General features: G+C 35.5%; 17 protein-coding genes. 11 read left to right on the top strand and 6 right to left on the bottom strand.

The window, feature by feature from the left end; translation table 11 throughout:
- Positions 1-98 precede the first annotated feature (98 nt).
- On the bottom strand, positions 99-572 hold the full coding sequence (locus ACJMLD_RS01540; protein ID WP_405267326.1) for a DUF2299 domain-containing protein: 474 nt from the start codon (positions 570-572) through the stop codon (positions 99-101).
- Positions 573-636: 64 nt separating this feature from the next.
- On the opposite strand from ACJMLD_RS01540, the gene ACJMLD_RS01535 reads away from it, so the two are divergent.
- Positions 637-1,674, top strand: a complete 1,038-nt coding sequence (locus tag ACJMLD_RS01535; RefSeq protein ID WP_405267324.1) for a cobalamin biosynthesis protein — start codon at positions 637-639, stop codon at positions 1,672-1,674.
- Entirely contained in the window at positions 1,671-2,684 is a 1,014-nt protein-coding gene (locus tag ACJMLD_RS01530) for a cobalt-precorrin 5A hydrolase (protein WP_405267322.1), read from the top strand. The genes ACJMLD_RS01535 and ACJMLD_RS01530 overlap by 4 nt, the downstream gene beginning before the upstream one ends.
- Before the next feature lie 24 nt (positions 2,685-2,708).
- On the opposite strand, the gene ACJMLD_RS01525 is transcribed toward ACJMLD_RS01530, so the two are convergent.
- Positions 2,709-2,954 carry a UPF0147 family protein gene (locus ACJMLD_RS01525; RefSeq protein WP_405267320.1) on the bottom strand — a complete coding sequence of 82 codons (246 nt, stop codon included), beginning with the start codon at positions 2,952-2,954 and terminating at the stop codon, positions 2,709-2,711.
- A 145-nt stretch (positions 2,955-3,099) separates the two neighbouring features.
- On the opposite strand from ACJMLD_RS01525, the gene ACJMLD_RS01520 reads away from it, so the two are divergent.
- Complete coding sequence (locus tag ACJMLD_RS01520) at positions 3,100-3,264, top strand: ribbon-helix-helix domain-containing protein (RefSeq protein WP_405267319.1); 165 nt, start codon at positions 3,100-3,102, stop codon at positions 3,262-3,264.
- Here the strand turns inward: ACJMLD_RS01520 and ACJMLD_RS01515 are convergent.
- Complete coding sequence (locus tag ACJMLD_RS01515) at positions 3,261-3,845, bottom strand: class II aldolase/adducin family protein (RefSeq protein ID WP_405267317.1); 585 nt, start codon at positions 3,843-3,845, stop codon at positions 3,261-3,263. The genes ACJMLD_RS01520 and ACJMLD_RS01515 overlap by 4 nt on opposite strands.
- Complete coding sequence (locus ACJMLD_RS01510; RefSeq protein ID WP_405267315.1) at positions 3,845-5,482, bottom strand: DNA-directed DNA polymerase II small subunit; 1,638 nt, start codon at positions 5,480-5,482, stop codon at positions 3,845-3,847. The genes ACJMLD_RS01515 and ACJMLD_RS01510 overlap by 1 nt, the downstream gene beginning before the upstream one ends.
- A 153-nt stretch (positions 5,483-5,635) precedes the next feature.
- Between ACJMLD_RS01510 and ACJMLD_RS01505 the strand changes: the two genes are divergently transcribed.
- Genes ACJMLD_RS01505 through ACJMLD_RS01490 form a run of 4 tightly spaced genes read left to right on the top strand, consistent with a single transcriptional unit; the run spans position 5,636 to position 9,122 of the window.
- Complete coding sequence (locus tag ACJMLD_RS01505; protein WP_405267314.1) at positions 5,636-6,133, top strand: hypothetical protein; 498 nt, start codon at positions 5,636-5,638, stop codon at positions 6,131-6,133.
- Positions 6,134-6,140: 7 nt separating this feature from the next.
- Positions 6,141-7,214 carry a precorrin-3B C(17)-methyltransferase gene (gene cobJ / locus ACJMLD_RS01500; RefSeq protein WP_405267312.1) on the top strand — a complete coding sequence of 358 codons (1,074 nt, stop codon included), beginning with the start codon at positions 6,141-6,143 and terminating at the stop codon, positions 7,212-7,214.
- Between the two features lie 10 nt (positions 7,215-7,224).
- Positions 7,225-7,824 carry a potassium channel family protein gene (locus ACJMLD_RS01495; RefSeq protein WP_405267310.1) on the top strand — a complete coding sequence of 200 codons (600 nt, stop codon included), beginning with the start codon at positions 7,225-7,227 and terminating at the stop codon, positions 7,822-7,824.
- Between the two features lie 53 nt (positions 7,825-7,877).
- Positions 7,878-9,122, top strand: coding sequence for a magnesium transporter (locus ACJMLD_RS01490; protein WP_405267367.1), 1,245 nt, complete (start codon positions 7,878-7,880; stop codon positions 9,120-9,122).
- On the opposite strand, the gene ACJMLD_RS01485 is transcribed toward ACJMLD_RS01490, so the two are convergent.
- A complete protein-coding gene (locus ACJMLD_RS01485; protein WP_405267308.1) occupies positions 9,119-9,982 on the bottom strand; it encodes a hypothetical protein in 864 nt (287 codons plus the stop codon). The genes ACJMLD_RS01490 and ACJMLD_RS01485 overlap by 4 nt on opposite strands.
- A complete protein-coding gene (locus tag ACJMLD_RS01480; RefSeq protein ID WP_405267306.1) occupies positions 9,975-10,913 on the bottom strand; it encodes a hypothetical protein in 939 nt (312 codons plus the stop codon). Before ACJMLD_RS01480 ends, ACJMLD_RS01485 begins: the two co-directional genes overlap by 8 nt.
- Before the next feature lie 172 nt (positions 10,914-11,085).
- Here ACJMLD_RS01480 and ACJMLD_RS01475 point away from each other — a divergent pair, with 172 nt between their 5' ends.
- From ACJMLD_RS01475 to ACJMLD_RS01460, 4 genes are all read left to right on the top strand, one after another.
- Positions 11,086-11,484 (top strand): Zn-ribbon domain-containing OB-fold protein, encoded by a 399-nt coding sequence (locus tag ACJMLD_RS01475; protein WP_405267304.1) that lies wholly within the window; start codon positions 11,086-11,088, stop codon positions 11,482-11,484.
- Positions 11,456-12,373 (top strand): sirohydrochlorin nickelochelatase, encoded by a 918-nt coding sequence (cfbA, locus tag ACJMLD_RS01470; RefSeq protein WP_405267302.1) that lies wholly within the window; start codon positions 11,456-11,458, stop codon positions 12,371-12,373. Before ACJMLD_RS01475 ends, cfbA (ACJMLD_RS01470) begins: the two co-directional genes overlap by 29 nt.
- Positions 12,374-12,468: 95 nt before the next feature.
- Entirely contained in the window at positions 12,469-12,951 is a 483-nt protein-coding gene (cfbA, locus tag ACJMLD_RS01465; protein WP_405267300.1) for a sirohydrochlorin nickelochelatase, read from the top strand.
- Positions 12,952-13,209: 258 nt separating this feature from the next.
- The coding region (locus tag ACJMLD_RS01460; RefSeq protein WP_405267298.1) for a right-handed parallel beta-helix repeat-containing protein at positions 13,210-17,075 on the top strand (3,866 nt) is incomplete at its 3' end.

Raw genomic sequence — 17,075 nt, 5'->3', positions numbered from 1 at the left:
ATTAAGGGAGATTGATTTCAAGTGTTACAATTGAAATATACCCCTTCGTTCATAGTATATCCTCGCAGACGTTATACTTGAAATGGACCTCTCTCTGTCTAGATGAACATGTCATTTTCATTGGACTGAGGTGGGATGCGACCGAATTTTTTATCAATCAGCCAGATGCAATGCAGCTTGGATTTGAATACCCTCTTCAAAGCCCTGATGAAAGCGTCCTTTGTTAGGCCATCCTCAAATATCTGATCTGAAATGATAAACTGCTGCAATATGTCCTGGTTTATTTGAAGTTCATAATCGACAAGAAAACTATTCAAACCAAAATTCAAATCCAAAATGAAATCCTTTTTAGTACTTGGATCTGCAGGAATCATAATGTTTTTATGTTCAGGTGAAACCTGTGTTGCACATGCAACAACAATGCAGTCTTTCTCTTTTGGCTTTACAACATCCATTATGTTATCTTTAGGAAACTCGATAATGAAATGAAAATCAGCATTTTCATCATATTTCATTTCTCTGAGCAAATCTTCATCAAGTAGCCATTCTTTAATTGTTTCTTCATTAATCATAATATCAACATCAATAAAAATTTATAATAAATTATTTATTTTTTTATTATATATAATATAAAGTATGATTGAATATAATGAATTTATAAATAATTTAATGTTGACAAACGTCAGCAATATTGTTTCATTGAAATTATTTATGTTTGTTGTATTCGCATTGTTGTTTTCACTTGCAATAGATGTCATGTTCGGTGAGCTTCCTGGCAGAATCCATCCAGTTGTGATTATGGGTTCTATAATCAATTTTTTCAAGAACTTGTTCATTGGCATGAAGAGCAGATTATCAGGCTTCATCGTTGTAATATGCTGTTGTGTCGTTACCAGCGTTATTTTGCTGGTCATTTACATGATTTGTCAAATCAATATAATTTTGCTGTTTGTCGTTTTCACAGTCCTTTTGTCATCAACCTATTCGGTGAACATGCTTTTGCAAACGGCAATCGACGTTAGGAATGATTTGACTGAAGACATCGATAAGGCAAGAAGATCAGTTTCATACCTTGTCAGCAGGAATACTGAAGAGCTGACAGAAGAATTCATTGTCTCTGCAGTCATTGAAAGCCTGACTGAAAATATAACGGATTCATATGTTGCACCGGTATTCTATTATTTTGTTTTTGGAGCAGTCATCTTATATAATCCGTTCAATTATCATCTATATTTCCTGCTGTTAGTTCCAATGCTTTACAGACTTTCAAATACGATGGATGCAATGCTTGGATATAAAACAGAAGAATTGGTAAACATAGGTTTTTTTGCAGCGAAAATCGACGATGTTCTGAATTATATTCCATCAAGAATTGCAGGGATATTTGTTGTCATTTCCGCTTATCTGCTTAGGCTTGATGGAAAAAACAGTTTTAGGATAATGATGAGAGATGCAAGAAACTGCCCATCTCCAAATTCAGGTTATACTATGGCATCAACTGCCGGAGCGCTGAATATTCAGCTGATAAAAAAAGAGACATATATTTTAGGGGACAGCAATAAAGAAATAACAAGGGATGATATTTCCAGGGCTGTTGATCTATCAAGATTGTCAATGATTTTATTTACAATAACAATTATTCTAATATTTGCAATGATTTATGTGATATTATGAAAATAGCGATTATTTCCGTTTCAGATAAGGGGCAAGAATTGGCATTAAGCTTAAAGGAAAAATTGGATGCAGATTCAACAATAATAAAAACAGATCTGTATCATAAGAATGTCAAGAAATATTTTCCAGTATTGTTTTATGAGTATGATGCTGTAATAGCTATCATGGCATCCGGAATTTTAATCAGGTCGATTGCACCACTAATAGAATCAAAGGTCAGTGACCCTGCAGTTTTAAACATTGATGACAACGGCAATTTTGTTATATCAACCCTGTCAGGCCACTTGGGCGGTGCAAATAAATTGACTCAAAAGGTAGCCGGTTTAATCGGCGCAACACCTGTCATCACGACATCTACAGATGTCAACAATAAGCTGGGAATAGACGTGATTGCAAAGGACCTCTATTTGTCAATCGATAAACCAGAAGAGATCTTATTCTTCAACAAAGCAATCCTTGAAGGAGAAGAGATTTCATTTACAATCAATCCCAATAAAAATTTTGAATATTTATTGGGATATTTGAATAAAGTTACACTTGAAATCGATGTTTCATTTGATTATTCGTCTGAAGTTAGTGAAGATGAGATTCTCGTTCACTTCGATGACCACAGGCTTGTTTTAAAGGAAAGAAAAATAGTCGCAGGAATTGGCTGCAGACGTGAAAAGGAATATGAAAAGATTCATGAAGGGCTGATCAAGTCAATAAATGATTTGGGCATAAGTGAATCTAGAATCAACATGTTGGCATCAGCTGAAATAAAAAAGGACGAGCAGGGAATTTTGAAACTCTCAGAAAAGTTAGGAATACCTGTTTCTTTTGTTGATATGGATAGATTGAAATTATTCGAATCAACTGATGTTGCAAAATCAGATTTCGTATATTCAAAATTTGGAATTTATGGCGTTTGCGAACCTTCAGCGCTGATTACGGCAGGTTTCGATTCGGAATTGATATATAAAAAGACTTCTTATGATGGCGTTACAATAGCTATCGCTATTTCAAAATGAATTTAATAAAAAAAAGAAAAGAAATTAGATAGATTCTAATTTTGATAAAACTTCCCAAATTAAGGTTCTTGCATGAACAGGGATGTTTGGATCATTACTAATCTCATCTAGCTTTCCTAAAACAGTACTTATTCTAATAGATTGATCTTGTTCTTCATCTTTCAATAAAGCACTTGAATCTCCTGCAGCCTCTCTGATATTACGAGGTACAGTATTGTTGTCTGCAATATATTCAAGAATTTGACAGACTTCTTCAATTTGACTATTCATAATACCCCTCCAAAATAAATTATTAAAATGAGTTAATAAAAGCTATTAGAAATATATTTGTTTCTAATTACTTTAAATATTTTGTGGTAAATTGTATTTTTGATAGTAGAAAAATTTATATTAAAATAAAATTCAATTATATATTATGTCAGATATAAGCAAAACTACTATAAATTTACCGGTGGACTTAAAAAAAGAATTAAAGAAAATGGCAATTGATGAGGATACTTCATTATCTGGTTTAATCATTAAAATGATTGAAGAAGGAATGGAGAAAAGAAAAACAGGTGTTATTTCAGATGGAGATTAGATATCTTCAACTGAATTTAACATATATGTTATGAATTGGGTTTTTGCACTCTCTTCTACAAAAACGGCAAGCAATTTAGCTTCTTTTAAACTGTCACTTACGCAAATAACACCATGATTTTTTAATATTAAGACATCTTCATCGCCGATGGCTTCACCAGCACCTTTTGCAAGTTCGTGGCTTCCAGGCTTTTCATATTCCATTTGGGATAAATATTGATTTTTTATAGCGCCGAAGCCTTCCAGCCTTTTAAGCCTCTTTTGCGAAAAGGCAAATCCTGTAGCATAAGATGAATGGGTATGGACAATAGCTTTCACATCTGGCCTTTTTTTGTATATCTCCAAATGCATATTGACCTCTGAAGATGGCTTTCCCTTAGTCAATACATTCCCGTCCATATCAACCAGAACGATGTCCTCTTCGTTTAAGTTGGAAAGTGACTTCATGGTTGGAGTTATGGCAACAATGTCTCCGGTGCTTCCATTTATTCTTTTACTAATGTTTCCAGCTTTGCCTGAAACCAATCCCTTATCATAGATTTCATTTGCAACATTGATTATTTCAGCAATATTCTTTTTCATTAATTAACCTCATCTATAAATTTGAAATGCTTATATTTTCCCTTATGAAGAACAGGGACTTCTGCAGGAGTAGGTTCAATATTATAAATTTTCTGGAATTCGGTCTGGGTCTGAAAAGTACCTGAGTTGATCAAATGAATTCCTTTGAATCTTCTGTAGGTATTGATGTGAACGTGACCTGTATGGAAGACATCAGGCAGTTCGTCGATTACCAAATAGTCCTCAAGTTCTGATGCAAGAGGAGTTCTTTCACCATAAATCGGGGCTAAATGCCTCTTTTTGAGTAATTCTTCCATTAATATATCATTTCTCTCATGTGTAAATCCTTTGACGGCCATCACAAGATCGTCAAAGCTGCGCCCGTGATAGATTAGGACATTAATTCCGTCGAGTGATACTACACCAGGATTTGAAATGAATTCGACATTGTCGAGCTCATACAGTGCCTTTGCATATTCTTCAGGAACTGCCGGCTGCGGTTCAGCCACTCTGGACGCATCGTGGTTTCCAGGAGCGATGATGATTTTGATGTCGCTTCTGATATTGCCCAGAAACTTAGCCGCTTCGTTGTATTGTTGTGTAATGTCCTTGATTGCAAGCTCCTTTTCCTGATTTGGATACACACCGATACCGTCCACAATATCTCCTCCGATAATGAGATATTTGACGTCTTCAGCAACTTTTCTTTGTTCTTCAGAGCCATATTCACAATTAATCCAGTCAATAAACCTTTGAAACGCGTCTTCAAGAAATGTAAGGCTTCCGATATGGACATCTGACAGGAACACTATACCGAAATCCATTTCCTTTTCGGGAATCCTCACGACGCCGGGGTTTATGATTTGCTGGCCGAATGCAAAATTCGAATCGTCGCTTTTGTTTGCAATCACGCCGACAACTTCGTCCTTTACAAGCTTTTCGGCTTCAGCAAAGAGCTCTTCATTTTTGTTTGTGAAAAGAATTGAGATTGATCCGGTATCATCTTCAAACTCAACAATCTTATGGCCGTTTTTGCTTGTCCTGATTTCACGCACCATCAGAATTAGGCTTAGGCTTTCCTGAGAGTCATCAATATCCGCTATCTTTGTGAAGTTCCTTAGTTCCGGCCTTCTTTGCAGAATGTTTGATAGTTTTTCATATCTGCTTTTGAAATAGGCTATGAGGTTTTCAAGCTCGCCGCTGGTGTATGATTTTTTGGAAGTGTCCTGAATTATTTTGAAGTCATATTTGACGTTTGTCTTCTGTTCGTTTCTTTTGAATTTGACTTTTGTATCTTCAATTGTTTCGGAAGCTTTTAATATTTCTTCGTTGACGTGCTTTTCCTTTATGTCGCTTTCCTTTTTAAAGTCATCAATTGAAGATGCTTCGTTAGAATCCTCCAATTTAGGCTGTGGTGTTTCGTCAAGTGTAGTTTCGGCTTCAATTTTATCTTCTTTTTTAATACCTGTAATTTCATCAACCATTTCACCGCTAACAGAAACCAAATCTTTTGATGTGAACTTATCGCTTTTTAGCTTAACTATTAACGAGGATGCAAAATCAGTTGGATTTTCTGCGCTAATAACCCTATTATACGCTTCAGGTGATAGGTTGATACCTTTTTTTGCAAATTTTAATAGAATTTTACTAGTTGACATTAATTAGAATTTTTATTTTCTATGTTAATAAACTTTGAGAATTTAATTTTTAAAAATTGATTTTTCCCTATAATTTTTTGTCGATTAGTTATCTTTATTATATATTAAAAATAGAAATTATCATATTATAAGTTAGATAATGATTGTGATAACATGGCGAATAAAGTTGTTAGAATTATTTTAATTATAGTTTTATTTATTGCATTTTTTGAGATAGGGCTCTTTAGTTCATACACTATCGTCACTGCTGAAGCTCCTAACATTCAAGGGTTGATTGATTTGCAAATAGATAAGATTACTACATTCTTCAATCCTGAAACAGTTAATGAAGCTTTAATTAAAGATCCGACTCCAGTCAATATTACTAACAAGAAGGATGTTGCAATGAAGCTGGAAGAGCTATCGAAGGTTGATGGTGTTAATGTTGAGTCTATGAACATTTCTACTCGTGATGACACCAGCAACAAGAATTTGACAGTTTCAATCGAAGCTTTAGGTTATGCTTCACCTAATTCAACTTCCGGACAAATAGTTATAAGTCAGGATCCGTCCTATAAGATTATTGCAGTAGGTGATGCTACATTCAGAGGAAATGGTTTGATGGTTAACCCTAATTCGATAACTATTACTTCAGTGTTAAAGTTATATTAGTGATAAAATGATTAATGTAATAGGAATAGGTCAAAATAGAGAAAACATGACTCTAGGTGCTATAAAGGCTATTGAAGAGTCTGATGTCATTATTGGTTATAAAAAATACATTAACCAAATTGAGGATTTGATTCAGGATAAAGAAATCGTTAAAAAAGGAATGGGCGATGAAATTGCTAGAGCGGAATTTGCTATTCAAAAAAGTCTGGAGGGCCAGACTGTTTCATTGATCAGTTCCGGCGATCCGGGCGTATTTGGAATGGCAAACGTATTATATCAAATCGTCAGCAAATATGACGGTGTCGAAATCAAAGTCTATCCTGGGGTTTCTGCACTGAATTATGCATCAGCTCATTTGGGAGCGCCCTTGCACGATTTTGCAGCTATCAGCTTAAGCAACATTTTAACTCCATTGTCCGAAATTGAAAAGAAGTTAAGGTATGCTCTTGAAGCCAATCTGATTGTTGCAATTTATAATCCAATCAGCAAAACACGCAAAGAGCCTTTCAGAAGGTTCAAGCAGAGTGTTTTGGATATTAAAGGGGAAGATGCATTGATCGGTATTATTGACAGTACCTACGAACCTCCGAAAACCACTATTGTCAAGGTTAAGGATTTAACTGAAGACATCGTTAACATGTCTTGCACATTGATTGTCGGAAATGACATAACATATGTTCAGGATGATAAGCTGGTGACTCCAAGGGGATATGTAATCAGATCCAATATTCATCCATTATCACAAAATCATTATGAAAAATTCCTCAATGGCGAAGTTCCGCATGGTCCGAATCGCGAATGCGAATTCTATCCTTGCCATTATGATGGCCAATACTGTGATTTCTGCTATTGTCCGTTTTATCCTTGCGGAGACTCAGCAACTGGGGGAGAATGGATCAAGGGCAAAAACGTTTGGAACTGCAAGGAATGCAATTGGCTGCATTCAAAAGAAGCGGTTGAATGTTTAAGGGAACCTTTAGAAAACATTTTAGAAGAAGTTGATGATTTAAAATCAAAGAAAAAAACATTGTTAAAGCTTAGGAAAGCATGCTTATTGAATGTTAATCCAAATGACTTATGAGGTAATTTAATTGTCAATCAAAAATCTTTTAATCGAAATGAAAAACATGTCGGAACTGATGGTTGATTTAGCATATTCTGCAGTGCTTTTTAATAGTAAAACCGCTGCAGAAGAGGTACTTACATTGGAAAATGAAGTAAATGCAATGAATTATGAAATCAAAAAGGAATCATTAGTTGCCGCAAGGTCATACGAAGACGCTGAAAAATTAACCGCCTTGCTTGAGATTGCAGAAGCGACAGAAAGTATGGCAAATGCAGCAAAGGATTTGGCCGATTTGGTTATAACCGGCTTTAAACCACACCCAGTATTTAAGATGGTGATGGAAGAATCAGATAAGAGTATTGCAAGGGTCGTTGTTGACGAATCATCAGAACTTGCAAACAATACATTAGGAGATTTACTTTTAGTTAACCGTACAGGTATGAGAGTTATTTCTATAAGAAGAGGTTCATCCTGGATTTATGGGCCTGACAAGAATACAACACTTTTGCCTGGCGACACATTAATTTTAAAAGGAACAGATGAGGGTGCAGATTTACTTGAAAAATTGGCATCCGGAGCATGTTCATTAGACGATATTCCAGAAGAATTAGAAGACGAAGATTAGAGAAGTGATTTAAATGATAAGGGGTAGTGATACTTGTGAAAGACCAAAAGAAGATGACTCGCAGTTCACTATCTACCCAAGCGTTCTCTGAGTTTTACGCTGAACATGACTATATCATAAAAGAAGGATTAATTGCTCTTTTTATTTGTGCAGTAGGAGATTTAATAGCCGGTATCATCTTAGGCAAAATGACATTTTTCCTTGAAACATTCCCAGGACTTTTGGTTGTTATTCCTGGAGCTATTGGAATGAGGGGAAACATTTTTGGCTCATTTGCCTCAAGGCTATCAACAAGTCTGCATATCGGTCTGATATCTCCAGAATTTGAATTTTCCGAAGACTTGAACAATAACATTTTTTCATCATTTGTCTTAACATTAGTTTTGTCAATATTTTTAGGAATAGTAGCCAAGATATTCTGCATTCTATTAAACTCACCTTCAATGTCTGTCATTGACTTCATATTGATTTGTACAATTGCAGGAATAATATCAAACTTGATTATGCTTCCAATAACCATGTTCGTTTCATTCAAGAGTTTTGAACATGGATGGGATCCGGACAACATTACAAGCCCTATCATAGCGGCATTTGGAGATTTATTCACCTTGCCAGCTATTATTGCATCAACCTTTATATTGAATCTGCTGAATGTAGACATTATTGTTAAATACGTTGTTCTTGTTGCAATTGTAATTGGAGTTTTAATAAGCTTTGTTCATTGCTATCGCTTATCAGACGAGACAAGAACTATTTTAAAGCAGTCCACACCGATTCTGCTTTTATGCTCCTTTTTGGGCGGTTCGGCTGGTGGAATTCTGAACAACTCAGTGGAAACATTGCTTACCAATCCTAGCTTATTGACATTGGTTCCACTGTTTTCAGGTGAAAGCGGAAGCCTAATAAGTATTTTAGGAGCAAGGCTATCATCCGGATTGCACTCAGGTTTAGTAGAACCTTTGGCTAAACCAGAAGGGGAAGCACTTCATAATTTTGGAATTTGCTATATTTTAGCTATTATAGTATTCCCATTCATTGGGATTCTTGCCGAAAGCTCTTCAAGAATATTTGAAAGCGTTGGAGTCGGTTTTGATAGGATTATTTCAATCAGTACATTATCAGGTCTGATATTGGTTACAGTAATGGTCTTTGTTGTCTACTATATCTCAACAATTTCCTATAATCATAATTTGGACCCTGACAATATCGTGATTCCAATTTCAACTAGTGTCACTGATTCGATTTCCAGCTTGATTTTGATTAGTGTTTCTTTACTTTTGTTAGGCGTTTTAATTTAAAACCAAGCTCTTAGAATGAATTCACATTCATTTGTTCTGAAATAATCATATTCCAATTTATCCCTATCAAAATTTTTAGGCACACTAACCAAAAGAGCTTTAGTTTGGGGCTTGTTGAAATGAATAAACACCACGGCACTATCATCATCATAGAAGTCTATCTTGTCATTAAGGCAAATAACGTCTGATGTTGCTGTTTGCCAATATCTTGCCTTGACGACTCTTGTAGTATCTATGATATATTTCAGGTTATATTCACCGTCATCCAGCAGCAGGTAATAATTGGAATTTTTAACGTTTCCCTTGAATACTTTAAAGTAGTTGCAGCTATTTGAGCTTTGGTCGTGATTGCGGTTGCATTTTCCTTCGCTTTGAAAATCCTTTAATACATATTTTTTGTAGAAGTCGCATTTCACTATCCTATTAACGGCAAATACATTATTTGAATCCTTGTTAGAACCGATTTTTACACTTGAAACACTACTCTTTTGTGGGATTATTTCCATTGATGTTTTTATTTTTGAATTGAATAATCTTTCGTCAACAAGCTTTTTGTATTTGCTCCCAAGTGCAACAAATTTTGAATATGAAATGCTGTTTGGTATGGTTTGCCCTCCTTCATTGACAATTGCCAAACCAGGTGTTCCCTTTAAATTTTTAAACCAATTGTCCGGAACTCCCGGATTGTTTATTAAATTGTCAACGACCTGCGAAGTTAGGATTTCCATATTTTCCCTTTCTTGCGCATTGACAATCTTGTTTGTGACATTCTCAAATGATGATAGGACAGTCCCGCTTATCAGCAGAACCACTATCAGGATTATTGCTATTTCAATTGTGCTACTTGCCTTATTATCCATCTTCCCACAACCCGTATTTTTTTCTATGAGATGAATCCAAAATCAGGCTGTTCCAGTCATCAGGGTCGATTTTTTCACCGTTATAATGGTCTGCAAAAACGACATGATCAGAACAGGACAACGATTCGTTTTTCAATGGGGTGTGGGTTTGGATAAATACTTCAAATCCATAATGGGGACATTTTCCCTTCCCTTCAAGTCTGCATAGATAGCAGCTTCCATCAGCGCTTTCATGGAAATAGCCATTTTGAAGACAGTCATCCAACACTCCTGAATCGCCATGGTGAACATAAGGGTCATATGGACATTTTTGAATGATAAGCGGCGCTGTCGCTTCAATATATGACTCGGGAGAATCCAGATTATGCAATACCATATAGGCTGAAAGTGCCGTTTTATAGTGGATTTGATTGTCATATGTCAAAATTCCGGATAGGACAGTCAGTTTAGCTATTGGAAGAGGGTCCCGCAAGCCTTCAACCGATGCGTTTTTCTCTACGATTTTTGAGAATTTCTCATTACCCTTTTCCATTTTCAATTTGACCCTGAATAGAACCTTCCATGGCGAATCAGTATTTTCCACACTAACGGTTTCGGATGTTATTTTTACTCCATATCTCTTTTCATATTCATTGTTTTTTTCATCCAATATGTTGTTTAAGTTCTTCTTGATTTGGTCTCTGCTGTCCAGTACAGGCAGGCCGTTGTAGACTTTGGAAGTTGCCTTTGCGATTGCATCCCGTCCCAAAATTTCCAGATTCTGAGTGTAGTCATCAACAATATATTTGAAATTGTCATTGCTTTTAGAGTCTATATTTTCATCTTGAATGTAATTTATTGAAGTTACGACAAAAATGCAAATCAATAACAGCGCCACGATTAAAATGGCAGTTGTACCTACAATCATATTTCCTTTAGAGTCGATTTTCATTTTTAAAAATTTAATCTGTATTTTATAAATTTATTGTTGAAGTGCGACTGTGTGATTTTGTGTAAATATGTATTAATTATTTGAAGAATTTGCGAAAATAGTAATAAAAAAAATAGTTATTTATATTATTTACAATAAATTATACTTATTAGAAAATATATGGAGGATTTACATGTCAGATACTGTAAGAACATGGCGTCATATACAACAAAGATACAATCTTATAGGTTCAAAATGTAACACCTGTGGAGAATTGTTTTTCCCATCACGTGTTGTTTGTCCTAATTGCAGAAGAAAAGGAGACCTTGAACCTTTCAAGTTTTCAGGAAAAGGAAAAATTCACACTTTTTCAGTAATCAGATCTGCACCTGATGATTTTAAAAAATCAGCTCCCTATGCGGTTGCAGTCATTGAACTTGAAGAAGGTGCAAAATTGACCACACAACTTGTAGATTGTGATGTAGACGATCTTGAAATCGGTGACGATGTAGAGATGGTATTTAGAAGAGTTAGAGAAGACGGAGAAGACGGAGTTATTTCATATGGATACAAATTCAAAGTTATCAAATAATGCTGCCGTGATTTTGGTAAGTCATGGTAGTACTTTACCTTTCGCTGAAGAGGTTTTCACTGAAATCAAAGAAAAATTCATTGATAAATCAGGTATTCCAGCTGAAATAGGATATATGAAAGTTTCAGAGCCTACCATCGCAGGAGCTGTTGAAATATTAAAGGATGAGGTTGAAGATTTAGATAAGATAATTGCACTTCCTGTATTTTTGGCTCCAGGGATTCATACAAACATTGATATTCCGCAATTGTTAGGTCTTGAACCTTTGGAAGTTGATCCAAGATGTCCTGATGGAAATTACCCTGATGAACATTACTTATCAATAGCGGATGATGTCGTATTTGATGGAGAAATTGAATTGCTGCCGTCAATTGGGCCTCGCGATGAGCTTTTGGATATCATTGATAAAAGGATTAATGAGGCTTTAGGGGACTCTGAACTTGATGATGATGCAAAAACCGGAATTTTGCTTGTAACTCATGGTTCCAGATTGAATTATAATAAGGAATTTGCCACTGCATTATATAATAAATTCGAAAAAACTTGCGAATTACCTTCAAGTTTTGGATTTATGGAATTGTGCGGTCCTAGCATTCCCGAATCCATTAATAAATTAGCGGATGAAAATGAATTGGAAAGATTGGTCGTTATTCCTGTATTCATTGCTCCTGGAATGCACACAACTCATGATATTCCACATATCTTAGGATTTTTAGAAGAGCATGAGCATGAACATTCACACAGCCATTCCCATGGCCACGATGACCATGACCATGTGCACGACTTGACTCCTGTCGAGTTCGACGGCGAAATCCTATATCCTGAGCCTATCAAAGCGGACGATATATTGATAGACATTTTAGTTGATATGGTAAATGAAAAATTATGATTTTCCATATATTTTTTTGAAAAAATTTTTAATCAAGATAACTTAATTGAATTTAATTTAAAACTTAATTATAAATTATTAAAGGATGATAAATTATGGCTGATAAAAAAACAGGAATTTTACTCTTAAGCCACGGTTCAAGATTGGACGATGGTGAAGAAGTAATTAAAGCTTATAAAGAAATGTATGCAGAAGAATTTCCGGACATGCCTGTAGAATACGGATTCATGGAAATCAGAAAACCTGGCATTCCAGAAACAATCAAAAAATTAACCACAGAAAACGATTTGGAAAAGATAATTGTTGTACCTGTATTTGTCGCACACGGACTTCATACTAAAAGGGACATACCAGGATTGCTTGGTATCGAAAGCGATTTCGAAGGTGAATCAGGTCATCATCATCACCACCATCATGACCACGATGAACATGACCACCATCACGGACATCATCATCACCATCATGACCATGATGACGAACCGGTTGAATTTGATGGTGAAATCGTTTTGACAGATCCTCTTGGCATTGACAAGCGTATGTATGAAATCATTAAGGACAGAGTTTCAGAACACTTATAGTTCCTGAAACTTTTTTTACTTTTTTTAAGTCTGGTTTTTTCCATTCCACAATTTTTTGATATATCAAACTAAACATTATGTTTTTTTTTTAAATGATTCGGTTTAAATCTGTTCAGTTTTTCATTTTATATAATGATAGGCATCTTTTTATATATCAGTTTATAGATTTTTAATTATAATTATTTAAAAATGATATTTTTTTAGTTTGTTATAAAAATATCTTTTATCAGAATATTTTTTTTGAGAGGATAGGTGAAAATGAAGTTCAAAAAGAGCATTCTTATATTGATTCTTGCTGTTTTTCTCTTAAGCATTGCCGGCGTATGCGCCAGTGATGTGAATGATACCGCAATGGCTAGCCATGATGATGCAGCAATGGAATCAACAGATGAAAACCTGATAATGGTTGAAGATAGCGAACCCGCACTCAGCACAGCAGCAAATGAGGAAATAGTGTCTGACAGTGCTGATGATGAAATTGTAAGTGCGGAAAATGATTTGGATGTATTAAGTGCTAATCCAGGCACATATTCAGGACTGTCTAGCGAGATTGGCACTGGAGGAAATATTGTATTGACACATGATAACTATACCTATGACAGCGGCAGTACAATTAACATAACAAAGAGCAATAGTGTTATTGATGGTAATGGTGCGATTATTGATATGGCTGGATCAAATATCCGTGCATTCAAAGTAACCGGTTCCGGCGTAACAATTAAAAACCTAACCATTATAAACGCCAATGCAACTGAAGATAATGATGGTGCTGCAATTTACTTTGAAAAGGCAGGTACTGTTGAAAATTGTAATTTTGTTAATAATTATGCAGGTGATGCCGGTGCAGTTTACTTTAAAAAAGCTAACAGCAAAGTAATAAATTGTAATTTCACAGGTAACAAAGCGGCATTTTCCGGTGGTGCAGTTTGCTTTAAGGAATCTGGTACTGTTGAAAATTGTAATTTTGTTAATAATGTTGCTGCTTCTAATAATATAGGGAGCGGCGGTGCAATCTCCTTTAATGGTACAGGTAATGTGATAAATTGTAGTTTTGTCAATAATTCTGCTAACGGGTTCTCATGGGCCGGTGCTATTTACTTTAATGATGGTAATGTGATAAATTGTACTTTCACTAATAATAAGGCTTGGACTGGCGGTGCAGTTGGGCTTTATGGTAATGCTAAATTGGAAAACTGCAGTTTTGATAAGAATTCTGCTAATGATGGTGGTGCAGTTGAAGTTATTGGTGCAGCCAGCATAATAAACTGTAATTTCACCGATAACAAAGTACTAGATGAAATTTATGGCTATGGTGGTGCCGTCTTGTGGAATACCAGCGCAGGCAACATAAAAAATTGTATTTTTGATAAAAACGCAGCTTTTCGCGGTGGTGCAGCTTACTTTGAAAAAGACGGTGAAGTAACAGACTGTAAATTTAACGATAACCAAGCGGCAGATGGGGGTGCAGTTTGGTTTACTGAAGACGGTACTGTAGAAAATTCCATTTTTGTTAAGAACGAAGCCTGGAATGAGTATGGTGGTGGAATTTGTTTTTATACCACAGGTAAAATAAGAAATTGTAGTTTCACTGACAGTAAGGCTGTTAAGCAGGGTGGTGCTGTTTATTGGAATGGTGCGGGTACTGTTGAAAATTGTAATTTCACCAATAACAAAGCACAGGATGCCGGTGCAATTTTCTTTTCAGAGGACAGTACTGTAGAAAACTGTATTTTTGTTAAGAATTCTGCTACTGATCAGCGTCCTGATAGGTATTTTGGTGGTGCAATTGTATTTTATAAGAATGGTGATGTGACAAATTCCAGTTTCACTGAAAACACTGCTATTGAGGGTGGTGCAGTTTTATTTAAGGGCAACGGTAAAGCAATAAATTGTGATTTTACCAATAACTCTGCTCAATTTGGTGGTGCCATTGACTTCGAGAGCAGGGCTACTGTAGAAAATTGTAATTTCAATGGCAACATTGCATCTTCTAATGGTAGTGCCATCTGGGTGAATCGTGCCGGGGGCACTGTTTCAAGCAGTGTTTTTGTGAATAACCGTGCTAATAGTGGTATCATCTTTTTCAAGAATGAAGATTCCGCTTCCGATTTGACAATCAATGATAATATTTTCCTGAATAATAGGGGTGTTGCAATTTATTTTGCTAAAAATGATTCCGTTTCAAATGCCGATTACAATTGGTTTGGAAATAATGCAACCAACTACGATATTGAACCGGTAAATACTAATGTGAAAATAGGCACTTGGCTGTTCTTGAATGCAACTGCAAATCCGGATTCAATCCATCTTCTTGGTTCATCAGATATTATATTTAAATTGTATGCTTATACTCCTTCTGAGGTATCAGAATATGATAACAGTCGTTTGAATCCTGTCAGCTTAACATTAACTCCAACAAACGGAAGAGTCAATGCTACCAAGACTGACTTGGGTAAATCTGTTCAGTATACTCCAGAAGGTACTGGAATAGACAAGTTAACAGCAACAATAGAAAATGCAGCTCACACTATAACATTAAAAATCACAGATGGAACAACATTCTATGACTTAAATCATGTAATCAATGGTAATAATAATGACACTATTGTTTTGGATAGCGATTACACTTATAACTCAACATTTGACTATAATCTAAATGGTGGAATAGTCATTGATCGTGCTGTGACAATTATCGGAAATGGCCACATCCTAGATGCTGCAGGACTGGCAAGAATATTCAATATTCAAGCAGATAATGTAGTAATCAATAATATTACATTCACTAATGGTAAAACAAATATTGAGGGTGGTGCAATATGTTGGAGTGGTGCTAATGGTAATCTTTCTGGCTGTAGTTTTGTGAATAACTCTGTAAACTACAATGGTGGTGCCATCTATTGGAATGGCGCTGCTGGGGGTCTTGTTTCTGATTGTAGTTTTGTGAATAACTCTGGATACAATGGTGGCGCTCTCTTTTTGGATGCCGGTGCGGGCGCTATTGTTTCTGATTGTACTTTTGCGAATAATTCCGCTGATTATGGTGGTGCTATCTTTTGTGATTCCGGTGTTGGTGATGTTGTTTCCGGTTGTAGTTTTGTGAATAACACTGCAGGTGTTGGTGGTGCTATCTATTGGTGGTCAAGTAATGAGGGTCTTGTTTATGATTGTAGTTTTGTGAATAATTCTGTTAGATATTATGCTGCGGCTATCTACTGGAGGGGTAACGATGGTAATGTTTCTGGTTGTAGTTTTGTGAATAACAGTAAATATAGCATTTATTTCTATAATGATGAAAATATTTCTCATAATTTATCAATCAATGATAATATTTTCTTGAATAATACTGGCGTTGCAATTTATTTTGTTAATAATGATTCTTCTTCCAATGTGGATTACAACTGGTTTGGAAATAATGCAACCAATTATGATATTGAGCCGATAACCAATAATGCGGAAATGAGTACTTGGTTGTTCTTGAATGCAACAGCAAATCAGGATGCAATTTCTATTTTAGATTCATCTGATATTATATTTAAATTGTATGCTTATACTCCTTCTGGAGTATCAGAATATGATAACAGTCGTTTGAAAGCTGTTAACTTAACATTAACTCCAACAAACGGAAGGATCAACACTACCAAGACTGAATTGGGAGAACCTGTTCACTACACTGCAGAAGTTGGTAGAATGGGCAAGCTAACAGCATCAATAGAAAATGCCTCCTACACTATATCATTACTTATCTCAGATGGAACAACATTCTGCGACTTAAATAAGACAATAAACGGCAATGACAATGACACTATAATTTTGGATAGGGATTACACTTATAACTCAATATTCGATTACAATCTTAATGAGGGTATAGTCATTAATCGTCCATTGAGAATTGTCGGAAATGGTCATACATTAAATGCTACTGGGCTTGCAAGAATATTCAGTATTCAGGCAAATAATGTGGTAATCGAAAATATTACATTTGTTAACGGTAAAACAGACAGACACGGTGGTGCAATCTTTTGGAGTGGTAACAATGCTAATATTTCTGATTGTATTTTTGTGAATAATTCCGCTGATCAACAGGGTGCTGCTATCAATTTAGATGGTGATGATAGTATTGTTTC

It is taken from the genome of Methanobrevibacter sp. (assembly GCF_045112895.1).
Taxonomy (GTDB): Archaea; Methanobacteriota; Methanobacteria; order Methanobacteriales; family Methanobacteriaceae; genus Methanocatella.
This window is presented reverse-complemented; position numbering and strand designations above follow the sequence as displayed.